This is a genomic window from Streptomyces sp. NPDC037271 (assembly GCF_055603605.1).
Genome location: NZ_JBVJVN010000023.1, coordinates 81036 through 104995, shown reverse-complemented (window position 1 = coordinate 104995; position 23960 = coordinate 81036). Strand labels below are relative to the sequence as shown.

The following is a 23960-nucleotide window of genomic DNA, read 5'->3' as shown; positions in this document are numbered from 1 at the left end:
CCCCTCCCCGCCCCCGCGGGTGCGGAATCTGTTCCCCACCCCGAACCGGAACCCACCCCCCCCTGAATCCGCGAAAAACGCCACAAAAAAGGGGGGGGGGGGGGTGGTGGTGCCCCCCCCCCCCCCCCCCCCCCCCCAGTAGCCGGCGCTCGCTCACCGCGCTGCCCGCCCGCCCGTTACCCGCCTGGTACGCCTACGCGGTGACCTCAGACCGGTCCCCGCCCCACAGCGTGTGGAACGCACCGTCCCGGTCGGTCCGCCGGTACGTGTGCGCCCCGAAGAAGTCCCGCTGCCCCTGAGTCAGCGCGGCCGGCAGCCGCTCCGCGCGCAGGGCGTCGTAGTAGGCGAGGGCCGCGGCGAAGCCTGGTGTCGGGACGCCCTGCCGGGTCGCGGCGACGATGACCTCGCGCCAGTCGTCCTGGGCGTCGGCGATCTCCTGCGCGAACGTCCCGTCCGACAGCAGGCTCGGCAGGTCCGGCCGGGCGTCGTACGCGGCGCGGATGCGGTCCAGGAAGGCCGCGCGGATGATGCAGCCGCCGCGCCACAGTGCGGAGACCGCGCCCAGGTCGATGTCCCAGCCGTACTCCTCGCTGCCCGCCGCGATCTCGTGGAAGCCCTGCGTGTACGACACGATCTTCGACGCGTACAGCGCCTGCTCGACGCGGTCGGCGAAGGCGGCCGCCTCCGATTCGCCGAGCGGCGACGCCTTCGGGCCCGCCAGGCCGCGTGAGGCCTCCCGCAGCGCCGCGTGCCCGGACAGGGAGCGGGCGAAGACCGCCTCCGCGATGCCGGACACCGGAACGCCCAGGTCCAGCGCGATCTGCACCGTCCAGCGGCCCGTGCCCTTCTGCTCCGCCCGGTCGGCCACCACGTCCACGAACGGCTCCCCCGTCGCCCCGTCCACGTGCGACAGCACCTCCGCCGTGATCTCGATCAGGTACGAGTCCAGGCGGCCGGTGTTCCAGGTGCGGAAGATGTCCGCGATCTGCGCGGGGGAGTACCCGGCGACATCGCGCAGCAGCTGGTACGCCTCGCCGATCAGCTGCATGTCGGCGTACTCGATGCCGTTGTGCACCATCTTCACGAAGTGTCCGGCGCCATCGGGACCGACGTGCGTGACACAGGGCGTCCCGTCCGCCGCCTTCGCGGAGATCTTCTCCAGCATCGGGCCGAGCGAGCCGTACGACTCCCTCGAGCCGCCCGGCATGATGCTCGGGCCGTGGAGCGCGCCCTCCTCGCCGCCGGAGACGCCGGTGCCGACGAAGTGGATGCCCTGCTCGCGCAGTTCGCGTTCCCGGCGCCGGGTGTCCGCGAAGTGGGCGTTGCCCCCGTCGATGATCATGTCGCCGGGTTCCAGCAGCGGCGCGAACTCCTGGATCACCGCGTCTGTCGGGTCACCGGCCTTCACCATGATCACCAGGCGTCGTGGCCGCTCCAGCGCGGCCACGAACTCCTTGGCGGTCTCGGTCGCGACGAAGTCGCCCTCGCGCCCGAACTCCTCCACCAGCGCGTGCGTGCGCGACGCGGTCCGGTTGTGCAGCGCCACCGTGTAGCCGTTGCGGGCGAAGTTGCGGGCGAGGTTGCGGCCCATGACCGCGAGACCCGTGACGCCGATCTGCGCTGTAGTGCTCATCGAGTTGGCTCCTGGTGACCTTGGTGGGGGCGATGCCCTGTGTCGGTGTCTGCCTCTGTGCGCTTGTGCGTCCGTACGCCCGTGTCCTGTGCGTCCGTACGCCCATGCCGTGTGTGTCTGTGCGCCTGTGCCTTGTGTCCTGTGCGTCCGTGCGCCGGTGCCTCGTGTGTCTGTGCGCCGGGATGCCTGTGTGTCCGTGGCGCCGGTCGTGCCCGCCAGTATCGCCGGTTTCGCCGCACGACCATCCTGACGTGCCGGTCCGCAGGTCGCACGTTCTGGACCGGCGGACTCCAGTACGGGCCGGAGGGGTCCGGTGCCTCAGCCGGAGGACGGCGCATTCGGCCAACGGGGGGTCTTTCCCGGCCACTTGGCGTGACCAACCGGCCGATTGCCGTCTTGTCCTGGCCTGTTCGCAGCGCTTACTTTTGCCCCTCCTGACGCAATGTCGAGGGGGATATCCATGGCCGTACGCGGCCGGCACCGCCGGTATCAGCCGAACAGGATCAACCGCGCCTCACTGACCGTCACCGCCGGCGGTGCGGGACTGGCGCTCCCGCTCATCGGTACCGGCACGGCGCAGGCGGCCGACGTGGAGACCTGGGACAAGGTCGCCGCCTGCGAGTCCACCAATGACTGGGACATCAACACCGGCAACGGCTACTACGGCGGGCTGCAGTTCACCCAGTCCACCTGGGAGGCGTTCGGCGGCACCCGGTACGCCCCGCGCGCGGACCTGGCCACCAAGGACCAGCAGATCGCCGTCGCCGAGAAGGTACTCGACGGCCAGGGACCCGGTGCCTGGCCGGTGTGCTCGCAGCGGGCCGGACTGACCCGGGGCGGTGACACGCTGGACATCCGGCCGGCCGGGGACGCGAAGGCCGGGAAGAGTCCGGAGCGGGCCACCGGGAAATCGGCCGGGAAGCCCACTGGGAAGTCCGCCGGGAAGTCCGACTCCATGAAGGACGTCCAGCCCCAGACCACCCCGCAGTCCCGGGCCGGGAAGGCCAAGATGTACACGGTGGTCACCGGCGACACCCTGTCCGGCATCGCCGACGCACAGCAGGTCCGGGGCGGCTGGCAGCGGCTGTACGACGCCAACCGCGGCTCGATCGGCGCGGATCCCGACGTGATTCTTCCGGGCCAGCACCTGAAGTTGCGTGGCGAGGGGACCGCTACGGCGTCCCGCGGCGAGTCGGGGACGGCCGCGAAGCCCAAGACGAAGGCGACCGGACAGTCGCCCGCCAAGCAGTCGCCCGCCAAGCCGCAGCAGAAGCAGCCGAAGAAGTCGTCTCCGGACAGCGGCAAGGCCAAGAACAACAAGGCAGACAAGGCGGAGAAGGCGTCCAAGGCGGACAAGGCCACCACCCGCCACAGCTTCGTCGCCCCCGTCGACGCTCCCACCGGCACGCCGTACCACCAGGCGGGCTCCTCCTGGTCGAAGGGCTACCACACCGGCGTCGACTTCCCCGTCGCCACCGGCACCTCGGTGAAGTCGGTCGCGGCCGGCCAGGTCGTCAGCGCGGGCTGGGGCGGCTCCTACGGATACCAGGTGGTCGTCCGGCACGGCGACGGCCGGTACTCCCAGTACGCGCACCTCTCGGCGATCTCCGTGAAGGACGGCCAGTCGGTGGGCGCCGGACAGCGCATCGGCCGCTCGGGCTCCACCGGCAACAGCACGGGCCCGCATCTGCACTTCGAGGTGCGGACGGGGCCCGGCTTCGGTTCGGACGTCGACCCGGTGGCGTACCTGCGGGCCGGCGGGGTCAGGATCTGATCCGCACCCGATGCCGGCCGAGAACGGGCGGCGGGACGAACGGGCCACCGTAGAAGGGGCCGTAGGAGAGCGGCGCGTCGTCGCTCTCCGCCGGTTCCCGGGCCTCGTACGTCTCCTCGGCGGGGACGGTGTCCGGCACCTGCGAGGACACCGGCCGCCGTGGCCCGGGCACGCAGACCTTGTCGGGCAGCGGGGTGACCCGCTGCCCGGCCTCTTCCCGCGCAGGCGTGTCCTCGCCCGGCTCCGGCCCTGGTCCGGGAGGCGTCGCAGGGGCCTCGTCGCCGGCGGGCGCCGGGGCTTCCCCGGCGGCCTCCCGCGCGATCCGTTCCGTCGTCAGCAGGATGAGCCCGCCCGCGGCCACCACGCCGCAGCTCAGGGCGAGCGCGGTGCCGGTCGTGCCGTAGCGGAAGGTTTCACCGAACATCGTGATGCCGACCGCGGCGGCCACCACCGGGTTCACCACCGTCAGCGTGGCCAGCGGAGCTGCCAGACCGGCGCCCCGGTAGGAGGCCTGCGACAGCAGCATGCCGGCCGTGGCGAGCACGCCGATCACGGCCAGGGACGGCAGGTCGGCGGCTGAAACACCACCGGTCCAGTCGACCGCGACCGTCTTGGTGAAGACGGAGGACATGCCGAAGGCTATGCCGGACGCGGTCGCCAGCAGGATGCTGCGCACCGCCGGGTGCCGGTGCACGGCCCGACCGGCGATCATCAGGGCCACGACCACACCACCGGTGACGACGGACGCCCCGATCCGCTGCTCCGTGTCCAGTGACTGCGCGTCGGACGCGCCGACCAGGGACAGCAGACCCGCGAGACCGACCGTCGCCATGAGCGCGCCCCGCCAGGCCGTCGCGCCGGCCTTGCGGCCCACGAACAGCGCTGCCATGGGCAGGGCGAACACGATGGTGAGCGCGCCCAGCGGCTGCACCAGGCTCAGCGGACCGAGGGCGAGGGCCACGACGTGCAGGAGGCCACCGAGGCCGTTGAGTCCGACCGCCGCCCACCAGCCGGGCCGGCGCAGCGGAGCGTACTGAGCACCCGGGGAGGACGCCGCGACCTGCTCCTGCACGATCGCTCCGCCCGCGTACGCCACGGCGGAGACGAGCGAGAGCAGCACGGACAACGCGAGGGCGCTCATCGGCTGCTCCTCTGCGTGAGGCGGGGGCCCTGGGCCCGGCGCGGCGAACGGTCGTCTTCCATGGACAACACGATGCCGTCTCCGCGTCTTCCCGTCGTCGTCCCTGAGCACTCATTGGGTCATACTGCCGATGGAGTAGGACGGCGGTGCCGTCCTCCCCAGGGTGGGCGACTTCAGGTGGGGGCCCCTGACCCGGGCCCCCCAGGGGCCTTGGTACTACTGCTCTTCGTGGACCTCGACCCCGGCCTCGCCGCCCTCCGCCCGCTGGGCGGCTTCTCCGTCCTGCACGCGTCCCCGCACCCGTCGCGGCCGTCGCCGACGCGGCCGCTCCCCACCCTCGCACACGCCTACGCGCCGGGACACGCGCCGGGGCACGGAGACGCGACGCCGGACGCGCGGGCGCAGGTTCGGATCCAGATGCGGGAGGACCCACTGGCCTTCCGCGTCCAGAAGGTCGCCGCCGCACTCCGCGTCCCCGAGACCCGCGTCGCCGCCTCCGTGGCCCATCAGGGGCTCGCGGCCCGCCTGTGGTCGGTGACGCTGGGGTGCGCCGCCCTCTACGGCGGCGTCCCCGACCTCGCCCCGCCGCTGCTGCGCTGGGACCCCGACGCCACCGCCCCCGACGACCTGTGGCTCGCCGGGGTACGCCCCCTGCCGGGCGACGTCGCCGCGATCGCGGAGCTCGTGCTCCACGGCCATCTGGTGCCGCTGACGGCGGCCCTGCACGCCCGCTACCGCGTCGCGACCGGGCTGCTGTGGGGCAACGCCGCCTCCGCGCTGGCCGGCGCCGGCCGGGAACTGGACCGCTGGGCCCGCCGCCACGGCCGCGGGGACACCGCCGCCCGCGCCCGTTCCCTGACCACCGGTCTGCTCGCCCACCCCCTGCTCGCCGGGACCGGCGTCCTCACCGGCACCGCGTTCCGGCGCCGCAGCTGCTGCCTGTACTACCGGGCGCCCGGCGCAGGGGTCTGCGGCGACTGCTGCTTCTCCCGGCCGCCGGCGTCTCCGCGGTCTCCGCAGCCGACGCGCCCTTCCCCGGGCGGCCCGTCTGAGTGACCATGAAGGGACCAGCCGCCGAGACGGGAGGTTCCGGGTGCGCGTGGGACTGCTGACCCGGGAGTACCCGCCGGACGTGTACGGCGGGGCGGGGGTCCACGTGGAGTTCCTCGCCCGGGAGCTCGCCCGCCTCGTCGACCTGGACGTGCACTGCTGGGGCGAGGGCCGCACCGACGGCGTGCTGCGCCACCGCTCCTGGTCCGCGCTCGACGGCGCCAACGACGCGCTGCGCACGTTCTCCGTGGACATCGCCATGGCCGCCGCCCTCGAAGGCCGCGAACTGGTCCACTCCCACACCTGGTACGCGGCCCTCGGCGGCCACCTCGCCAAGCTCCTGCACGGCGTCCCGCACGTGATGACCGCGCACTCCCTGGAGCCGCTGCGGCCCTGGAAGGCCGAGCAGCTCGGCGGCGGCTACGCCCTCTCCGGCTGGGCCGAGCGCACCGCGGTCGAGAGCGCGGACGCGGTGATAGCCGTGTCCGGCGCCATGCGCGAGGACATCCTCGGCTGCTACCCGGCGCTGGACGCCTCCCGGGTCCACGTCCTCCACAACGGCATCGACACCACCCTCTACCGCCCCGACCCCGGCACCGGCGTCCTGGACCGGATCGGCCTGGACCGCTCCCGTCCGTACGTCCTGTTCGTCGGCCGCATCACCCGTCAGAAGGGCGTGCCCCACCTGCTGCGCGCCGTACGGGGCATCGATCCGGCCGCGCAGATCGTGCTGTGCGCCGGCGCCCCGGACACCCCCGGGATCGACCAGGAGTTCCGCGACCTCTTCGCCGAACTGAGCCGCGCCCGGGAGGGGGTGCACTGGATCCCGCGCATGCTGCCGCGCCCGGAGGTGATCCAGCTGCTGACCCATGCCGCGGTCTTCGTCTGCCCCTCGGTGTACGAGCCCCTCGGCATCGTCAACCTGGAGGCGATGGCCTGCGGTACGCCGGTGGTCGCCTCCGAGGTCGGCGGCATCCCCGAGGTCGTGGCGGACGGCGAAACGGGGGTCCTCGTCCCCAAGGACGGCGACGGCGACGACGTCTTCGAGGCGGGCCTCGCCCGGGCACTGGACTCCCTCCTCGGCGCCCCGGAGGCCGCCCGGAGGATGGGCGAGGCGGGCCGGCAGCGCGCGGTGGAGGAGTTCGGCTGGGACGCGGTCGCCCGCCGCACCGTCCGGCTCTACGAGGAGATCCTCAAGCAGGCTTGAGGCCGCCCCGCCCGGGGCGGCCAGGGGTGAACGAGGGTGAGGGGAGCGGCCATGCGTCGTGGAGGTCCTTCGGTGCTCGGGATCGTGCTGGCGGGCGGGGAGGGCAAGCGCCTGATGCCCCTGACCGCGGACCGCGCCAAACCCGCGGTCACCTTCGGCGGCACGTACCGGCTGGTCGACTTCGTGCTGTCCAACCTGGTCAACGGCGACATCCTGCGGATCTGCGTCCTCACGCAGTACAAGTCGCACTCTCTGGACCGGCACATCACCACCACCTGGCGGATGTCCAGCCTGCTCGGCAACTACGTCACCCCCGTCCCCGCCCAGCAGCGCCTGGGCCCGCGCTGGTACCTGGGCAGCGCCGACGCGATCCTGCAGTCCCTGAACCTGGTCCACGACGAACAGCCCGAGTACGTCGCGGTCTTCGGCGCCGACCACGTCTACCGGATGGACCCGCGCCAGATGCTCGCCCAGCACATCGAGTCCGGCGCGGGCGTGACCGTGGCCGGGATACGGGTGCCGCGCACCGAGTCGTCGTCCTTCGGGGTGATCACCCCGGGCTCCGACGGCCGGACCGTCACCGGCTTCCTGGAGAAGCCCGCCGACCCTCCCGGGCTGCCCGGCGACCCCGAGCGCGTCTTCGCCTCGATGGGCAACTACGTCTTCACCACCAAGGCCCTCGTCGAAGCCCTGCACCGCGATGCCGAGGACGAGGACTCCGTGCACGACATGGGCGGTTCCATCCTGCCCCGGCTCACCGACCGGGGCGAGGCAGCGCTGTACGACTTCAGCGCCAACCACGTGCCGGGGGAGACCACCCGGGACCAGGGGTACTGGCGGGACGTCGGCACCCTCGACGCCTACTACGACGCCCACATGGACCTGATCGCCGAGCGGCCTGCCTTCAACCTCTACAACCGGGACTGGCCGATCTACACCCACTCCGCGCAGCTGTCGCCCGCGCGCTTCAACGCCGGCGGCATCGCGGGCGAGTCGATCGTCAGCGCGGGCTCTCTGGTCCGCGGGCAGGTCACCCGGTCGGTGCTCTCGCCGGGCGTGGTGGTCGACCCGGGAGCGGTCGTGCAGGGCTCGGTGCTGCACGACAACGTGCACATCGGCCGGGGAGCGGTCGTGCGCGGGGCTGTGCTGGACAAGAACGTGGACGTGCCGCCGGGGGCGACGATCGGCGTCAACCCGGAGCGGGACGCCGAGTTGTACACCGTCTCCAAGGGTGGCGTGATCGCGCTGGGCAAGGGGCAGCGGGTGGTGTGACGAACGGGTGACGACCGGTCGACTGCTGTGGGGGCGGCCCCGGGGCGTGCGAGGTGCGCGATACGCGCGACACATCCGGGACCGTTGTCATGTCCCTGGACGCCACGCGCAATCCGTGCTGTCATGCCTCTGCACCTCGCTGTTACATCGATGTATGACATCGATGTCCTGAGCCATCAGCCACCACCCGTTCTCGAGGAGAGGGTCAGTGCGCACCAAACGACTCAGAGACCGACTGGCACTACTGCTCGCCGCCGCACTCGGCGTCACCGGACTCGCCGCCGTGCCGCACGCGAGCGCGGCGGACGACGCCGCCGCGGAGATCCACGGGCTGAAGGGCGAGTACTACACCCACTCGGCCCCCGGCGCCTTCGACTTCCACGAACTCAAGGCCACCGGATTCGACCCGCAGCTCGACTTCAACACCCTGGAGCCGCGGCTGGCCTTCGCCACCGGGCAGTCGGACGACGTCAGCGTCCGCTGGACCGGCAAGCTGGTGCCGGAGAAGACCGGTGCCCACACCTTCTCGGTCATCGGCGACAACGGCTTCCGCCTCTGGATCGGCGGACAACTCGCCATCGACCACTGGGTCGACGACTGGGACCGTGAGCAGACCGCCGAGCCCATCGAGCTGACGGCCGGTCAGCCCTACGACATCAAGCTGGAGTACTTCGAGCACTACGGCGGCTCCAACCTGCACCTGCGCTGGACCGAGCCCGGTGGCAGCAAGGAGCCGGTCCCGCAGTCGGCGTTCCGCCTGCCCGACGGCTTCGACTACGACGGCGCGACGGCGACCACCGTCCAGTCCACCGGCCGCACCCTCAAGCTCGACTTCCCGCGCCCGCTCGCCGCGGCCCCGGCCGGTCTCACCGACCACCTCGAAGCGGTGATCGGCGGCGCCCAGTGGCCGCTCGGCGAGGCGAAGGTCGACCCCGCCGACCCGACCGCCCTCCTCGTCGCCCTCGACCAGCCGGTCGTCGGCAACAAGGACGGCGACGCGCCCGGCACCGCCGACGTCCGCTACGACGGTGAGGGCGGCCTCACCGATGCCGCGGGCAACGTTGTCAACGCCTTCTGGAGCAGTGGCGGCAACAAGTCCACCCACGAACTGCGCACCGACTGGGCCGACGAGGTGGGCCCGGACAACGCCCTCCCGGAGTACCCGCGTCCGCAGCTGACCCGCGACGACTGGCGGAACCTCAACGGCCGCTGGCAGTTCGCCGCCGCCGAGGCCGGCGAGCAGCCGCCGGTGGGCAAGAACCTGAAGGAGCGCATCCTCGTCCCGTACCCGGTGGAGTCCCAGCTCTCCGGCATCCAGCGGCACGAGGACCGCATGTGGTACCGCCGCACCTTCACCGTGCCCCGCGACTGGCACATCGGCCGCGGCCAGCGCCTCAAGCTCAACTTCGGTGCCGTGGACTGGCAGTCCGAGGTGTACGTCAACGGCGTCAAGGTCGCCGACCACAAGGGCGGTTACGACAAGTTCAGCGCCGACGTCACCGACGCGCTCAAGCCCGGCCGCACCCAGGAACTGATCGTCGGCGTCTACGACCCGACCGACGCGCGGGGCGCCGAGAACCCGCCGGTCGGCAAGCAGAGCCTGGACCCGAGCGGCATCTGGTACACACCCAGCTCCGGCATCTGGCAGACGGTCTGGATGGAGCCGGTCGCCCGGGACCACGTCGACTCGCTGAAGCTGACCCCGCACATCGACGGGGAGGCGGGCACCCTGACCGTCGAGCCGAAGGGCGTGCGCGACGGCGTACGGGTCCGCGCGACGGCGTACGCCGGACACCGCAAGGTCGCCACGGCGAGCGGACGCACCGGCGAGCCGCTGACGCTGAGGATCCACGACCCGCGCCTGTGGTCGCCCGACGACCCGTTCCTGTACGACCTGAAGGTCACCGTCGGACACGACCGCGTCGAGAGCTACTTCGGGATGCGTTCCATCGCCGTCGAGAAGGTGAACGGCGTGCCGCGCACGATGCTCAACGGTGAACCGGTCTTCATGATGGCCACCCTCGACCAGGGCTTCTGGCCGGACGGCCTGCACACCGCGCCCACCGACGAGGCCCTCGCGCACGACCTGAAGCTGCACAAGCAGCTCGGCTTCAACTCCGTGCGCAAGCACATCAAGGTCGAGCCGGACCGCTGGTTCTACTGGGCCGACAAGCTGGGTCTGATGGTGTGGCAGGACATGCCCTCGATGACGCCGGGGGTGAACCCGAACGCCGCCTCCCGGGCCGAGTTCGAGCGTGAGATGAAGGAGATGATCGACGAACACATCAGCCACCCGTCGATCATCATGTGGGTCACCTTCAACGAGGGCTGGGGCCAGTACGACATCAAGCGCGTCGCCGAGCAGGCCAAGGCCTGGGATCCGACCCGCCTCGTCAACAACCAGTCGGGCCTGAACCTCGGGGCCGACGGAGGCGCCGGCGACATCATGGACGAGCACGGCTACCCGAGCCCCGCCCTGCCGCCCTCGCCGGACGGCGAACGCGCCCTGGTCAGCGGCGAGTACGGCGGCCTCGGTCTCGCGGTGCCCGGACACGCCTGGTCCGTGCAGCAGTCGTACGTCGACGTCGACCCCCAGGCCTACACCGACGGCTACCTCACCAAGCTCGACGAGGTGCGCGCCCTGGTCTGCCGGGGAAGCAACGGCGCCGTCTACACCCAGATCTCGGACGTCGAGGGCGAGCTCAACGGCCTGACGACCTACGACCGCAAGGTCCTCAAGCCGGACGTCGAGCGGGTGAAGGCCGCCCACGAGGCCCTGATCCACGACGCGTCCCAGCCCACCCCGGCGGGGTGCCCGGCCGGCTGAGCCCGCGCACGGCATCCCCGTACGGCATCCCGCACGACACCGCAGACTATCCGGAGGGCACCGCACACGGGAGGCATCCGGCGTCTGCGCCTGTGCGTGGCCGGGGTGGTGGCAGCGTCCGCGCTGGTCACCGCCCCGGCGGCCCGGGCCGCACAGCCGCCCACCAGCACCTCACCGACCTGGTGAACCCGTTCGTCGGGACGGAGAACGAGGCTGCCCCGACCGTCACGGCGCCCGGCACCTCGGACACCGACCGCTATGTCCCGTCGGCCCGCGCCGACGGCGCGGCCTACGACCGGACCTGCCTGACGGCCGACGCCCTGCGCTCCTTCCGGTCGCCCGGGTCCACGGTCGGCCCGCAGCCGTCCGGGTGGGGAACCCCCGCGGCGGCGGCGCCGCCACCCCCTGACCTGAGCACAGACACCCCATGAGTCCCTGGAATCCCGCCCTTCACACAGGGGTGGGACTTTAATCTGTTGTTAACTGTGCGTAGCCTGATCGTACTTGACCGTAATCGGCAGAGGGCGATTGACTGCTTGTCCATCCGTCGTCCATGCGTCGTCCTTGCGAGGCAAGCCCTTGACTCCCGACCCGCTCGCTCCCCTCGACCTCGCGTTCTGGAACATCGAGTCCGCCGAGCACCCCATGCACCTCGGCGCGCTCGGGGTGTTCACGGCCCACTCGTCCACGGCGGGCGCCCACGCGGCGGACCTGCTCGCCGCCCGCGCCCCCTCCGTGCCCGGACTGCGGATGCGGATCCGGGACACCTGGCAGCCGCCGCTCGCCCTGCGGCGGCCGTTCGCGTTCGGTGGCGCCACCCGTGAACCCGATCCCGGCTTCGACCCGCTCGACCACGTCCGGCTGCACGCGCCGACGACGGACTTCCACGCCCGGGCGGGCCGCCTCATGGAGCGCCCGCTGGAGCGGGGCCGGCCACCGTGGGAAGCGCACGTGCTGCCCGGCGCGGACGGCGGCTCCTTCGCCGTGCTGTTCAAGTTCCACCACGCCCTCGCCGACGGCCTGCGGGCCCTGACCCTCGCCGCGGGCGTCCTCGACCCGATCGACCTTCCCGCGCCCAGGCCCCGCCCCGCGCGGCCCCCGCGCGGTCTCCTGCCGGACGTGCGCGGACTGCCGGGCAGGGTGCGCGGCGCCCTGTCCGACGCGGGCCGAGCCCTCGACATCGGCGCCGCCGCGGCCCTGTCCACCCTCGACGTGCGCTCTTCGGCCGCGCTCACCGCCGGATCCTCCGGCACCCGCCGCACCGCCGGCGTCGCCATCGACCTCGACGACGTCCACCGCGTGCGCAAGGCCGTCGGCGGCACCGTCAACGACGTCCTGATCGCAGTCGTCGCCGGCGCCCTGCGCCGCTGGCTGGACGAGCGCGGCGACGGCAGCGAGGGCGTCGCGCCCCGCGCCCTGATCCCCGTGTCCCAACGCCGCCCGCGTGCCGCCCACCCACAGGGCAACCGGCTCTCGGGCTACCTGATACGGCTTCCGGTCGGCGACCCCGACCCGCTGTCCCGCCTCGGCACGGTCCGCGCGGCCATGGACCGCAACAAGGACGCGGGACCCGGCCGGGGAGCCGGCGCCGTCGCCCTGCTCGCCGATCACGTCCCCGCGCTCGGCCACCGGCTCGGCGGACCGCTGGTCGGACAGGCAGCCCGTCTGTGGTTCGACATCCTGGTCACCAGTGTCCCCCTGCCCAGCCTCGGCCTGCGGCTCGGCGGCCACCCGCTCACCGAGGTCTACCCGCTGGCGCCGCTGGCCCGGGGCCACTCCATGGCGGTGGCCGTCTCGACCTACCGGGGGCAGGTCCACTACGGCCTGGTCGCCGACGCCAAGGCGGTGCCGGACCTCGACCGGTTCGCCCTGGCCCTGGCGGAGGAGGTGGAGACATTGCTCACCGCCTGCGCTCCCTGAGGCGGACGGGTTTGGCTCCGTGCCCCGGCGCCGAATAAAATCCGCTGTTCGAAAGCGGACGCGTCTCGGAGCGCCGCGACGGTGACCAGGGACGGCAGCGGCGATGACGGTGACACAGGACGGTTCGGCGACCACGGACGAGGTGGCGCAGGAGCCCGGGAACGAGGCGGGGTACGGCCCCGGTATCGACCCGGAGCGGCTCGCCGTCTGCCTGAGTGTGCTGGAGGAACTCGACGGACTCGACGTCGACCACCCGGACGCCGTCCGGGTCCGCCGGGCCACCTCGCACATCTACCGGATGGTCAAGCAGCGCCGGCGCCAGGAGCGCCGGGCCGCGAAGACCGCGCACGACAAGGCGGTGACCGAGGCCACCGCCACCGGCTCCGCCGAACGCATCGACGACGAGACCGAAGGCCTCCTGCCCTCCTCCCGCACCGAGGAGGGCAGCATCGCGGGGATACTCCAGCGTCCCCGCTCCTGCTACATCTGCAAGCAGCGGTACACCGAGGTCGACTACTTCTACCACCAGCTCTGCCAGAGCTGCGCCGCCGAGAACCGGGCCCGCCGCGACGCCCGCGCCGACCTCACCGGCAAGCGGGCGCTGCTCACTGGCGGCCGGGCCAAGATCGGCATGTACATCGCGCTGCGGCTGCTGCGCGACGGCGCGCACACCACGATCACGACCCGCTTCCCCAAGGACGCCATCCGCCGCTTCAAGGCGATGGACGACTCCGCGGACTGGATGCACCGCCTGGAGGTCGTCGGCATCGACCTGCGCGACCCGGCCCAGGCCGTGGCCCTCGCCGAGCAGGTCACCGAGCAGGGCCCGCTCGACATCCTGATCAACAACGCGACGCAGACCGTGCGCCGCCTGCCCTCCGCGTACGCCGCGCTCGTCGAGGGCGAGAGCGCCCCGCTGCCGGCCGGTGAGCTCCCCGCCCACCACGTCATCGGCGCCTTCAACTCCGGTGCGGTGGACGGACTGGCCGCGCTGCCCGCGGGTGTCACGGGGCTCGACGCGCAGCAGGTGGCCGACCTCGCCCTGGTCGCCGGCAACGCCAGTGTGGTCCGGCACCGGGAGGGCACCGCCATCGACGCGGGCGGTCTGGTCCCCGACGTCGTCGACACCAACACCTGGGTCCAGACCATCGAGCAGATCTCCCCGGTGGAACTGCTCGAGACGCAGTTGTGCAACTACACCTCGCCGTTCATCCTCATCAGCGCGCTGCGGTCGTCGATGGCCGAGGCCGCGCGCAAGGCGCCCGCGGGGCGCGCCTACGTCGTCAACGTCTCCGCGATGGAGGGCGTGTTCGCCCGCGGCTACAAGGGCGCGGGCCACCCGAACACCAACGCGGCCAAGGCGGCGATGAACATGGTGACCCGGACCAGTGCCCAGGAGATGTTCGACACCGACGGCATCCTGATGACCTCGGTCGACACCGGCTGGATCACCGACGAGCGTCCCCACTACGACAAGCTGCGCCTGGCCGACGCCGGTTTCCACGCCCCGCTCGACCTGGTCGACGGCGCGGCCCGCGTCTACGACCCGATCGTGCGCGGCGAGGCGGGCGAGGACCTGTACGGCGTCTTCCTCAAGGACTACGCACCTGGCAAGTGGTGACCGCGGGGGACTGACGCACCCGGATGGTGATCGCCGGGGATCACCACCCGGCCCGTGGTGATCACGAAGGACCACGCACCCGGCCCGTGGTGATCACGAAGGGCCACCCACCCGGCCCGTGGTGATCGTGGTGACGGGCCGACGGTGTCCCATCTGGAGGCCGCCAGCCGGGCCCCCGGCCACCGTCGGGGCGAACGCCGGTGTGCCCGGCGCGTCGGTCACGCGTACTGCGTGACGTGATCCCGTACAGACCCCGCCGCGCGCCCGCGGCCCGTCGGGGCCACCGCGTGGCCTCCGGGATCCCGGGCGCCCCTCGCGCGCTCGCACGCGAACCCTCCTCAGGGGCGTCTGAAGTCGACGGCGCCGATCCGCGAGTGCCGCGCCGCCGTCAGCTCGAGTATCGTGCGCCAGTCCTCCAGCACCCCGGCGTCGAAGACGGTGGTGCGGGCCTCCTCGTCGGCCTGGCGCAGGCTGGCCAGGTCGTCGTCGTGGGCCCAGGCGTCCGGGTGGGCGTGCCGGCGCACCAGGCGGGCGACGCGTGAGCCGAGCAGCGGCCGCACCGCGTCCGCCGTCCGGCCGGCCGGGTTGCCGGGCCACAGCAGCCGGCCCACGGGCGACACCAGGCCGGCCACTTGGAGTTCCTTGTCGGCGGGGCGGCGCCGGCGCAGCAGCGCGGCGGTCCGCAGTGCGTGTCCGTGCAGGTCCACGGGCTCGCTGCCGTGCTCCGCCGAGGACCGTTCGCCCCGGCAGGCGTACAGCAGGTCCATCAGCTCCTCGACGCTGCGCAGTTCCATGCCTCGGTCCTCCCACGAGACAGCCGTTGCCGACCAGCAGCAGACCATGGCGAGCTTGCGCCGCAGCCAACGGCAACTTAACTGCGCGACCCGCCGCCGACGTCATTCGAAGGTCAGGTCGATGATGTGGGCCGAACGGGTGAGCTGTGAGCGGTGCACAAGCGGGTGAACCGGGGCGAACTGGGGCCAACTGTACGTGGAACGAAGGGCAATGCTTCTCTCATGTTTTGAGCCCCATAGAGCGCACCCCCGCTCATCTGGTTAATCTGGAGCGGATGGACGGCAGTACAAGGGCACTACCCACACCCAAGGTCCGTCATGGGGCAAGCCGGTTCACAACGGCCCGCTCTCGCACGAGTTGCCGGCGCCACCGCGTCCGAACTGCATTCGACCCACACCCGAGCGGGCGCCGGGTGCCGGACAGGAGACTGGCCGACAGGCCCCGAGGGTGACCCGACACATAAGGAGTGCGCGGTGACACCGGAGACGACGACGAGTCCAGAGCAACGCCCCGAGGAACGCACCGAGCGCGCGGTCCGCCGGCCCGGAGAGATCGGCAGCCTCGACGTGTGGGCCCGGTCCGCCCCGATCCGACTCGCGGGCTACGAGGAGGACCTCGCCGAGCCCCACATCCTGCCCAGCGTGGACTGACCCGCGCCACCACCCTCAGGACGTGCCGGACGCATGGGCGTGCGAGACTCGCGCCCATGCTGATCAGGGAAGCGACGGCCGACGACTGGCCGCACATCTGGCCGTTCTGGCACCGCATCGTCGCGGCCGGCGAGACCTACGCCTGGGAGCCGGACACGTCCGAGGAGGACGCCCGGGCCCTGTGGATGAACCCCGCCAAACGCGTCTACGTCACGGAGGACGACACCGGCACCGTCGTCGCCTCCGCCTACGTCACCCCCAACTACGGCGGCCCCGCCGCCCGCATCGCGAACGCCGGATTCATGGTCGACCCCGACCGGGCCGGACGGGGCACCGGCCGGGCCCTCGCCGAACACGTCCTGGCCGCCGCCAGGGCCGACGGGTACCGGGGCATGGTCTTCAACGCCGTCGTCGAGACCAACCCCGCCGTAAAGCTCTGGACCTCCCTCGGTTTCACCGTCCTGGGCACGGTGCCGGACGCCTTCGACCACCCGCGGCACGGGCGGGTCGGCCTGCACGTCATGCACCGCGCGCTGTAGGGACCCTCAGGCCGGCGGGGCCGGCCGCCGCCAGGGACGCGGCGCCTCGATCCGCTCCGCACGCTCCGGCGGCGCGGCCTCCGGCCCCGGGAGCCCCACCAGCCGTACGGCGCGGGGGCGCGGGCCCGAGGCGCAGGGTGCCGCACGAGCGAACGGGACCACCGTCGCGGGCCGGCCGGTCAGGTTCCAGGACGGAGTGCAGGGCGAGTACGCCGAGTTGGCCGCCGTGTCCCCCCGCCGGCCCCGCTCGTGCCAGGGCCCGCCCCGGGGGAGCGGTGGGCCGGCGCCGGGGTGGGCAGGACGTCGTACCCGGCCGGGAACGGCGCCAGGCGCCGGCGCGGCCTCCCGGCCCTCGCCGGTGACCGTACCGCTCCCGGGCCTGTCCGGCATTCTGCACGCGATCGGCGTGCGGCTCCCCGCGGCCGAGAGGCCCGGCCCCGCGCACAGGCGGACCGGCGGCCTCGCCGTCCGCACCGGCTGGACGACAGCACCCGCCGCGCCCACGGTCCTGCGGATCACCGCGGCGAGCCCCCGGCGACCCGCGCTCCGCCCTGGAACCACGCGCACGGTGACGACGTACGCCACCGCACCCTCCACCGTGTCCGTCCGCCCGGCGCCCGCCGCGCCCTCGGCGGCTCTGCCGTTGCCGGCGTGCCTGGTTCGCCGGCGGCTTTCCCCCGAGCGGAGCGAGCGCGCCGCACGGTTCGAACCGCGTGCGGTGGGGGAGCTGTACACCACGTCGGAACCCGCCGCCGTGACACACCCGGTACCCCCCGCACCCTCGTCCTCACCCGCCCCCTCAACCACGGAGCGTCCCGCATGCACGACGACCGCGACCTGGTCGAAGCCCGCCTCGAGCGCGTTCTCGACGAGCGCGTCCGCCCTGCCGTGTACCCCGAGTCCGTGCCGCTGGACGTGGCGGTGTGGCACGCGCCCGACGAACCCGTGCCGGTCGCCGAAGGGCTCGCGGCCGAACCCGGTCCCATCGAGGTGGGAGCCCGCTGGGGCGCCCCCTGGGGCACCAGCTGGTTCCGCGTCACCGGAACCGTCCCCGAGGAATGGGCCGGACGGACGGTGGAGGCCGTCCTCGACCTCGGCTTCGACGAGAACATGCCCGGCTTCCAGTGCGAGGGCCTGGTCTACCGGCCCGACGGCACCCCGGTGAAGGGCCTCAACCCGCGCAACCAGTGGGTGCGGATCGCCGCTCCCGCGGAGGGCGGCGAGCAGGTGCGCCTGCACATCGAAGCCGCCTCCAACCCCGTCGTGTTCGGCTACCGCCCCTTCGTGCCCACGCCGCTCGGCGACAAGGACACCGCGGGCAGCGAACCGCAGTACACGCTCACCCGCATGGACCTCGCCGTCCTCGACGAGACGGTGTGGCACCTCGTGCTCGACCTGGAGGTGCTCGGTGAGCTGATGGCCGAACTGCCCGTGGAATCGCCGCGCCGCTGGGAGATCCTGCGGGCCGTGGACAAGGCACTGGACGCCATCGACCTCCAGGACGTCAACGGCACGGCGGAGGAGGCCCGTTCCCGCCTCACCGAGGTACTGTCCGCCCCCGCCGTCCCCTCCGCGCACCGCCTCAGCGCCGTCGGCCACGCGCACATCGACTCGGCGTGGCTGTGGCCGCTGCGCGAGACCGTGCGCAAGGTGGCCCGTACCGCCTCCAACATGACCGCCCTCCTGGCGGACGAGCCGGACTTCGTCTTCGCCATGTCGCAGGCCCAGCAGTGGGCGTGGATCCGCGACCACCGGCCCGAGGTGTGGGCCGGGGTGAAGAAGGCCGTCGCGGACGGCCGGTTCGTGCCGGCCGGCGGCATGTGGGTGGAGTCGGACACCAACATGCCCGGCTCGGAGGCGATGGCCCGGCAGTTCGTGCACGGCAAGCGGTTCTTCCTCGACGAGTTCGGCGTCGAGAACGACGAGGCGTGGCTCCCGGACACCTTCGGCTTCGCGGCCGGACTGCCGCAGATCATCAAGGCGGCCGGCACCAAGTACCTGCTGACGCAGAAGATCTCCTGGTCGCAGACGAACAAGTTCCCGCACCACACCTTCCGCTGGGAGGGCATCGACGGCACCCGGATCTTCACGCACTTCCCGCCGGTCGACACCTACAACTGCTCCATGAAGGGCGGCGAGATCGCGCACGCCGCCCGCAACTTCAAGGACAAGGGCGTCGCCCGGCACTCCCTCGCCCCCACCGGATGGGGTGACGGAGGGGGCGGCACCACCCGCGAGATGATCGCCAAGGCGGCCCGGCTGCGCGACCTCGAAGGCTCGGCGACGGTCGAATGGGAGACCCCGCACGCCTTCTTCGAGAAGGCCGAGGCCGAGAACCCCGAGCCGCCGGTCTGGGTCGGCGAGCTGTACCTCGAACTGCACCGCGCCACCCTCACCAGCCAGGCCAGGACCAAACAGGGCAACCGCCGCAGCGAACACCTGCTGCGCGAGGCCGAGCTGTGGGCGGCCACGGCTGCCGTGCGCACCGGGTTCCCCTACCCGTACGAGGACCTGGACCGGATCTGGAAGACAGTGCTGCTGCACCAGTTCCACGACATCCTGCCGGGCTCCTCCATCGCCTGGGTGCACCGCGAGGCCCGCGCGACCTACGACCGGATCGCCGCCGAGCTGAACCGCATCATCGACGCCGCCCAGCGCGCCCTGGCCGGCGAGGGCGACACCCCGTTGGTCTTCAACGCCGCCCCGCACACCCGGGCCGGTGTCCGGGCGGGAGCCGCCGCGACCCCCGCCACCGAGGGCCGCACCCTCCTCACCCCCCGCCCGGGCGGCGGGTACGTCCTGGACAACGGTCTGCTGCGCGTCGGGATCGACGACCGGGGGCTGGTCGTCTCGGCGTACGACATCGGCGCCGACCGCGAGACGATCGCGCCCGGCGGTGCGGGCAACCTGCTCCAGCTCCACCCCGACGTCCCGAACAAGTGGGACGCCTGGGACGTCGACGCGTTCTACCGCAACACGGCCACCGACCTCACCGACGCGGACGAGGCCGTCCCCGGCGACGACGGCGCGTCGGTGCGGATCGTCCGCTCCTTCGGCTCCTCCCGCGTCACCCAGGTGCTGACGCTCGCACCGGGGGAACGGCGGCTGGAGGTGGACACCGAGGTCGACTGGCACGAGACGGAGAAGTTCCTCAAGCTCGCCTTCCCGCTCGACGTACACGCCGAGCGGTACGCGTCGGAGACCCAGTTCGGGCACTTCCACCGGCCCACGCACACCAACACCAGCTGGGAGGCGGCCAAGTTCGAAGCCTGCAACCACCGCTTCGTCCACCTCGAGGAGCCCGGCTGGGGAGTCGCCGTCGTCAACGACTCGACGTACGGCCACGACGTGACCCGCACCGTCCGCACCGACGGCGACGCCGGTACGACCACCACCGTCCGGGTCTCCCTGCTGCGCGCCCCGCGTTTTCCGGATCCCGAGACCGACCAGGGCGTGCACCGGTTCCGGCACGCGCTGGTGCCGGGCGCGGGCATCGGCGACGCCGTGCGCGAGGGCTGGCGGATCAACCTGCCCGAGCGGCGCGTGACGGGCGCCGGCGAGGTCGCGCCGCTGATCGCGGCCGACCGGGACGCGGTCGTGGTCACCGCCGTCAAGCTGGCCGACGACGGCAGCGGCGACGTGGTGGTCCGCTTCCACGAGGCCCACGGCGGCCGGGCGAGGGCCACCCTGACGGCAGGTTTCCCGGTCGCTGGCGTGGCGGTCACCGACCTGCTGGAACGCCCGCTCGCCGGGGAGGAGGCCGCGGTGGAAGCAGACGGCGACCGGATCGCCGTACGACTGCGTCCGTTCCAGCTGATGACGCTGCGGCTGACGCGCGCGTAGCGCCTCGACGAGGCCCCGGCCCGGCCCGTCGGCCGGGCCGGGGCCTCGTCATGGTCGCCGAGCGGTTCCCGCCAGCCGGGTCGGCGGCAGATACTCCCGCACGTACGTCCGCTCCCAGCACGCGCCCGTCTCCCGCAGCTCCCGCCACGTCGTGTACCGGTAGCGGAACAGCCGGGCGCGGACGAAACGCGGCGGCGCGTCGGGCGGGAACGGGGAGCGGCGCAGCAGCCTCAGCGTCGCCCGGTCGTTCTCCAGCAACCGTTCCACGAAGGTGCCGAACCAGGACGCGGCGTACGAGGGCGACAGCGCGGCGAACCACATCAGCCAGTCGAGGCGCAGGTGGTACGGCGCGAACTGGCGCGGCCAGCGCCGCGGGTCCCCGGGCTTGCCCTTGAACTCGTACTCCCGCCAGTCCCCGTCCTCGCGGGCCACCTCGTCGGCGGTCCCCTCGACCACCACCTCGTAGCGGACCCGGCTGACGGTTCCGAAGGCACCGTAGGTGTTGACCAGGTGGAGCGAGTCGAAGGAGCGGTTCATCACCTGGCCGCGGGAGAGCATGTTGCGGACCGGCCGGTGGCTCAGGAACACCAGCAGCGCCGCCACCGCGAGGACCACCACCTCGTACCAGAGCGGCGCGGCGGCCACGGACGGGGGATCGGCCGGGAACTCCACCGCCGACAGGGCCAGCACGATGGTGATCCAGTTCAGCCAGGAGAAGTTGCCCGACAGCACCAGCCACAGCTGGGTCACGATCATCAGTGCCGCGGCGGCCGTCGCCACGGGCTGCGGCGTGAACAGCAGGAAGGGCACCACGAGCTGGGTGACATGGTTCGCGGCCACCTCGACCCGGTGCGCGGGCCGCGGGAGGTGGTGGAAGAACCAGCTCAGCGGGCCCGGCATCGGCTGGGTCTCGTGGTGGTGGTCCAGGCAGGTCAGCTTCCGCCAGCACTCGTCGCCCCGCATCTTGATCAGCCCCGCTCCGAACTCGACCCGGAACAGCAGCCAGCGCAGCAGGAACAGCACGACGATCGGCGGCGCCACCTCGTCGTTGCCGAGGAACACCGCGACGAAACCGGTCTCCAGCAGCAGCGACTCCCAGCCGAAGGAGTACCAGGTCTGCCCGACGTTGACGATCGACAGATACAGGACCCACGGCACCAGCCACAGCAGCATGGCGCCCCACAGCGGCAGCAGCGAGTCCAGCCCCGCCACCAGCGCCGCCGACACCGCGCAGCCCGCCCACGCCACGGCCGCGAAGAGACGGTCCGAGTAGCGCAGCTGGAACAGGCTCGGCGCCCGTCCGAACGGCACCCGCTCGACGAACCGGGGCACGGGCGTCAGGCCGCGCTCGCCCATCAGCGCACGGAACTGGAGGGCCGCCGTCAGGAACGCGACCAGGTACACGACGGCCAGGGCCCGCTGGAAGACCAGCCGGCTCAGCCAGTAGTCGGGTGCGGTGAACCACTCCACGGCCGCGCTCCTCTCGTACGATAACGCTCGGTGTACCCCGGCCGGCCGGAGGTTTCCCGGAGGCAGGGCCCGGTGGCGGACCAGCAGTCGAAGAATCAGGCGAATCCTGGCAAGGTGGGGCCCATGGCTGATCGGGGAGCGAGTGCCCCGTCACTCCCGGACGACTGGCCCGCCCACCCGGACCCCATCCTGGCGCTCAACCGCATGGGCAGCTTCGACTGGGACCTGGACACGGGACTCTTCCACATGGACGCCCAGGCCTACGAGGTGTTCGACCTGCGCCCCGAGGAGTACGACGGGCGCCCCGAGTCGCTGTCGGCGCGCGTTCCCGCGGCGGAGGGCAGCCGCCTGGACGCCCTGGTCGCCCAGGCCATGAAGGACGGCAGCGAGAACTACGGCACCTACTTCCGCCTGCGCTGCCGCGACGGCACCCTGCGCTGGACCCGCACCCAGGGCTACATCCGCCGCGACGAGACCGGCCGGCCGCGCCGCATCATCGGCATCGTCCGCGACGCCACCCAGGAGGTCGCGGACATCGAGGCCCGCCGCGAGCAGGCCGCACAGGACGAGGCCCGCCGCCGGCTCACCAACGTCGTCCAGCTCGCCACGGCCGCACTCGCGCACGCCCGTACCGTGGACGACGTCATCGACGTCCTGCGGGACACCCACGGCCTCACCCGGCTCGGCGCCGCCAGCCTCGTCATGGGCCTGGTCGAGGCCGACCGCATCCGGCTGGTCGCCGACGGCCCCGACAACAGTTTCGTCCCCGGCACCCGCGTCACCCGGATCGACGAGCCGTACCCGATGAGCGAGGCCGTACGGACCCTCAGTCCCCGCTTCATCGAGTCGCCGGAGGAGTTCGCGGAGCGCTACCCCCGCCTGTGGAAGGACATCACCCACCTCAACATCACCGCGGCCGCCTACCTGCCGCTGATCGCCCAGGCCCGCCCGATCGGCGCGATCGGGCTGCTCTACAGCGACCGGCACGGCTTCTCCGCGGAGGACCGCAACGTACTCGTCGCGCTCGGCAGCGGCATCGCGCAGAGCCTCCAGCGGGCCATGCTCTACGAGCAGGAGATGGACCTCGCCGAGGGCCTGCAGCAGGCCATGCTGCCGCGCACCATCCCCAGCGTGCCCGGCTGCGACGTCGCCGTCCGCTACCGCGCGGCCACCATCGGCGGCGCCCTCGGCCGCGACATCGGCGGCGACTGGTACGACGTGATCCCACTGCCCGGCGGACGTGTCGGCGCCGTCATCGGCGACGTCCAGGGCCACGACACACACGCCGCCGCCGTCATGGGCCAGCTGCGCATCGTGCTGCGCGCCTACGCCGCCGAGGGCCATCCCCCGGCCACGGTGATGGCGCGCGCCTCCGTCTTCCTCCACGAACTCGACACCGACCGCTTCGCGACCTGCCTGTACGCGGAGGCCGACCTGGCAACCGGAGTGGTCCAGGTGGTCCGCGCCGGCCACATCGACCCACTGCTGCGGTACGGCGACGGCTCCTGCCGCCGCGTCCCCGTCGAGGGCGGGCTGCCGCTCGGCCTGTCCGCCGAGTTCGGGCGCCTCGCCTACCCGGTCGCCACCGTCGAGCTGGACCCGGGCAGCACCCTGTTGCTGTGCACCGACGGTCTGGTCGAGCAGCCCGGCGCCGACCTCGACGAGGGAACGGAGATCCTCACGGGGCTGGTCGCCTCCGGGCCGAAGGACGTGAGCGACCTGGCCGACCGGCTCATCGACGTGGCCGAGGAGCGCCGCGGCGACGACGACGTGGCGCTGCTCCTGCTGCACCGCCACGGGACGGGCGCTCCCCGCACCTTCGGCCGGCTCCAGCAGCATGTCTCCCCGGGCGATCCCGAGGCCCTCACCGAAGCCCGGCACATGATCCGCGCCGCGGTCCGGTCCTGGGGCGCCGGGGACCAGAGCGACGAGATCGAACTGGTCGCCGACGAGCTGGTCACCAACGCCCTCATGCACACCGAGGGCTCCGCGATCGTCACCCTGCGGCTGCTCACCGGCACCGACCGCCGACTGCGGGTCGAGGTCGAGGACACCTCCAGCGCCCTGCCGCGCCGCCGCGAGGCCGGGGACTCCGGTGTCTCCGGACGGGGGCTGCTCCTGGTCGAGGCGCTCGCCGACGGGTGGGGGGTGGAGGCGCGCGGCGGCGGCAAGTGCGTGTGGTCCGAGTTCCTGGTGTCCCACCGGGCGGGCTGAACCC

The 23960-nt window shown here is 72.6% G+C and carries 15 protein-coding genes and 1 pseudogene; 12 read left to right on the top strand and 4 right to left on the bottom strand.

Translation table 11 applies throughout. The features are described 5' to 3' along the window. Positions 1–193 precede the first annotated feature (193 nt). Positions 194–1633, bottom strand: a complete 1440-nt coding sequence (gene gndA, locus ACZ7G3_RS29115; RefSeq protein WP_470929016.1) for an NADP-dependent phosphogluconate dehydrogenase — start codon at positions 1631–1633, stop codon at positions 194–196. 460 nt (positions 1634–2093) lie between these two features. Between gndA and ACZ7G3_RS29110 the strand changes: the two genes are divergently transcribed. After that, positions 2094–3407, top strand: coding sequence for a transglycosylase family protein (locus ACZ7G3_RS29110; RefSeq protein ID WP_470929014.1), 1314 nt, complete (start codon positions 2094–2096; stop codon positions 3405–3407). Here ACZ7G3_RS29110 and ACZ7G3_RS29105 read toward each other — a convergent pair. Continuing rightward, positions 3397–4548 carry a DMT family transporter gene (locus ACZ7G3_RS29105; RefSeq protein ID WP_470929012.1) on the bottom strand — a complete coding sequence of 384 codons (1152 nt, stop codon included), beginning with the start codon at positions 4546–4548 and terminating at the stop codon, positions 3397–3399. The two genes, ACZ7G3_RS29110 and ACZ7G3_RS29105, sit on opposite strands and share 11 nt — an antisense overlap. Positions 4549–4776: 228 nt before the next feature. Here ACZ7G3_RS29105 and ACZ7G3_RS29100 point away from each other — a divergent pair, with 228 nt between their 5' ends. From ACZ7G3_RS29100 to ACZ7G3_RS29070, 7 genes and pseudogenes are all read left to right on the top strand, one after another. Then, positions 4777–5604 carry a (2Fe-2S)-binding protein gene (locus ACZ7G3_RS29100; RefSeq protein WP_470929010.1) on the top strand — a complete coding sequence of 276 codons (828 nt, stop codon included), beginning with the start codon at positions 4777–4779 and terminating at the stop codon, positions 5602–5604. Positions 5605–5641: 37 nt separating this feature from the next. Beyond that, complete coding sequence (gene glgA, locus ACZ7G3_RS29095) at positions 5642–6805, top strand: glycogen synthase (protein ID WP_470929008.1); 1164 nt, start codon at positions 5642–5644, stop codon at positions 6803–6805. Positions 6806–6856: 51 nt separating this feature from the next. Next, a complete protein-coding gene (gene glgC, locus ACZ7G3_RS29090) occupies positions 6857–8077 on the top strand; it encodes a glucose-1-phosphate adenylyltransferase (protein ID WP_470929006.1) in 1221 nt (406 codons plus the stop codon). Between the two features lie 208 nt (positions 8078–8285). Further along, positions 8286–10904 (top strand): PA14 domain-containing protein, encoded by a 2619-nt coding sequence (locus ACZ7G3_RS29085; RefSeq protein WP_470929004.1) that lies wholly within the window; start codon positions 8286–8288, stop codon positions 10902–10904. Between the two features lie 48 nt (positions 10905–10952). Continuing rightward, a pseudogene (locus tag ACZ7G3_RS29080) lies at positions 10953–11335 on the top strand (hypothetical protein). Positions 11336–11483: 148 nt separating this feature from the next. After that, the gene (locus ACZ7G3_RS29075; RefSeq protein WP_470929002.1) at positions 11484–12824 is read left to right on the top strand and encodes a wax ester/triacylglycerol synthase family O-acyltransferase; all 1341 of its coding nucleotides are present in this window, start codon (positions 11484–11486) and stop codon (positions 12822–12824) included. Between the two features lie 103 nt (positions 12825–12927). Then, entirely contained in the window at positions 12928–14445 is a 1518-nt protein-coding gene (locus ACZ7G3_RS29070; RefSeq protein ID WP_470929000.1) for an SDR family NAD(P)-dependent oxidoreductase, read from the top strand. A gap of 338 nt (positions 14446–14783) precedes the next feature. Here the strand turns inward: ACZ7G3_RS29070 and ACZ7G3_RS29065 are convergent, their stop codons facing one another. Further along, on the bottom strand, positions 14784–15239 hold the full coding sequence (locus ACZ7G3_RS29065; protein ID WP_470928998.1) for a hypothetical protein: 456 nt from the start codon (positions 15237–15239) through the stop codon (positions 14784–14786). Between the two features lie 474 nt (positions 15240–15713). Here ACZ7G3_RS29065 and ACZ7G3_RS29060 point away from each other — a divergent pair, with 474 nt between their 5' ends. From ACZ7G3_RS29060 to ACZ7G3_RS29050, 3 genes are all read left to right on the top strand, one after another. Continuing rightward, complete coding sequence (locus ACZ7G3_RS29060) at positions 15714–15890, top strand: hypothetical protein (RefSeq protein ID WP_426600002.1); 177 nt, start codon at positions 15714–15716, stop codon at positions 15888–15890. A 56-nt stretch (positions 15891–15946) separates the two neighbouring features. Further along, complete coding sequence (locus tag ACZ7G3_RS29055) at positions 15947–16429, top strand: GNAT family N-acetyltransferase (RefSeq protein ID WP_470928996.1); 483 nt, start codon at positions 15947–15949, stop codon at positions 16427–16429. An 819-nt stretch (positions 16430–17248) separates the two neighbouring features. After that, the gene (locus ACZ7G3_RS29050; protein WP_470928994.1) at positions 17249–20272 is read left to right on the top strand and encodes an alpha-mannosidase; all 3024 of its coding nucleotides are present in this window, start codon (positions 17249–17251) and stop codon (positions 20270–20272) included. A gap of 48 nt (positions 20273–20320) precedes the next feature. Here ACZ7G3_RS29050 and ACZ7G3_RS29045 read toward each other — a convergent pair whose 3' ends face one another. Beyond that, on the bottom strand, positions 20321–21742 hold the full coding sequence (locus ACZ7G3_RS29045) for a lipase maturation factor family protein (RefSeq protein ID WP_470928992.1): 1422 nt from the start codon (positions 21740–21742) through the stop codon (positions 20321–20323). Positions 21743–21865: 123 nt separating this feature from the next. Here ACZ7G3_RS29045 and ACZ7G3_RS29040 point away from each other — a divergent pair, with 123 nt between their 5' ends. Beyond that, positions 21866–23956 (top strand): SpoIIE family protein phosphatase, encoded by a 2091-nt coding sequence (locus ACZ7G3_RS29040; RefSeq protein WP_470928990.1) that lies wholly within the window; start codon positions 21866–21868, stop codon positions 23954–23956. Positions 23957–23960 lie beyond the last annotated feature (4 nt).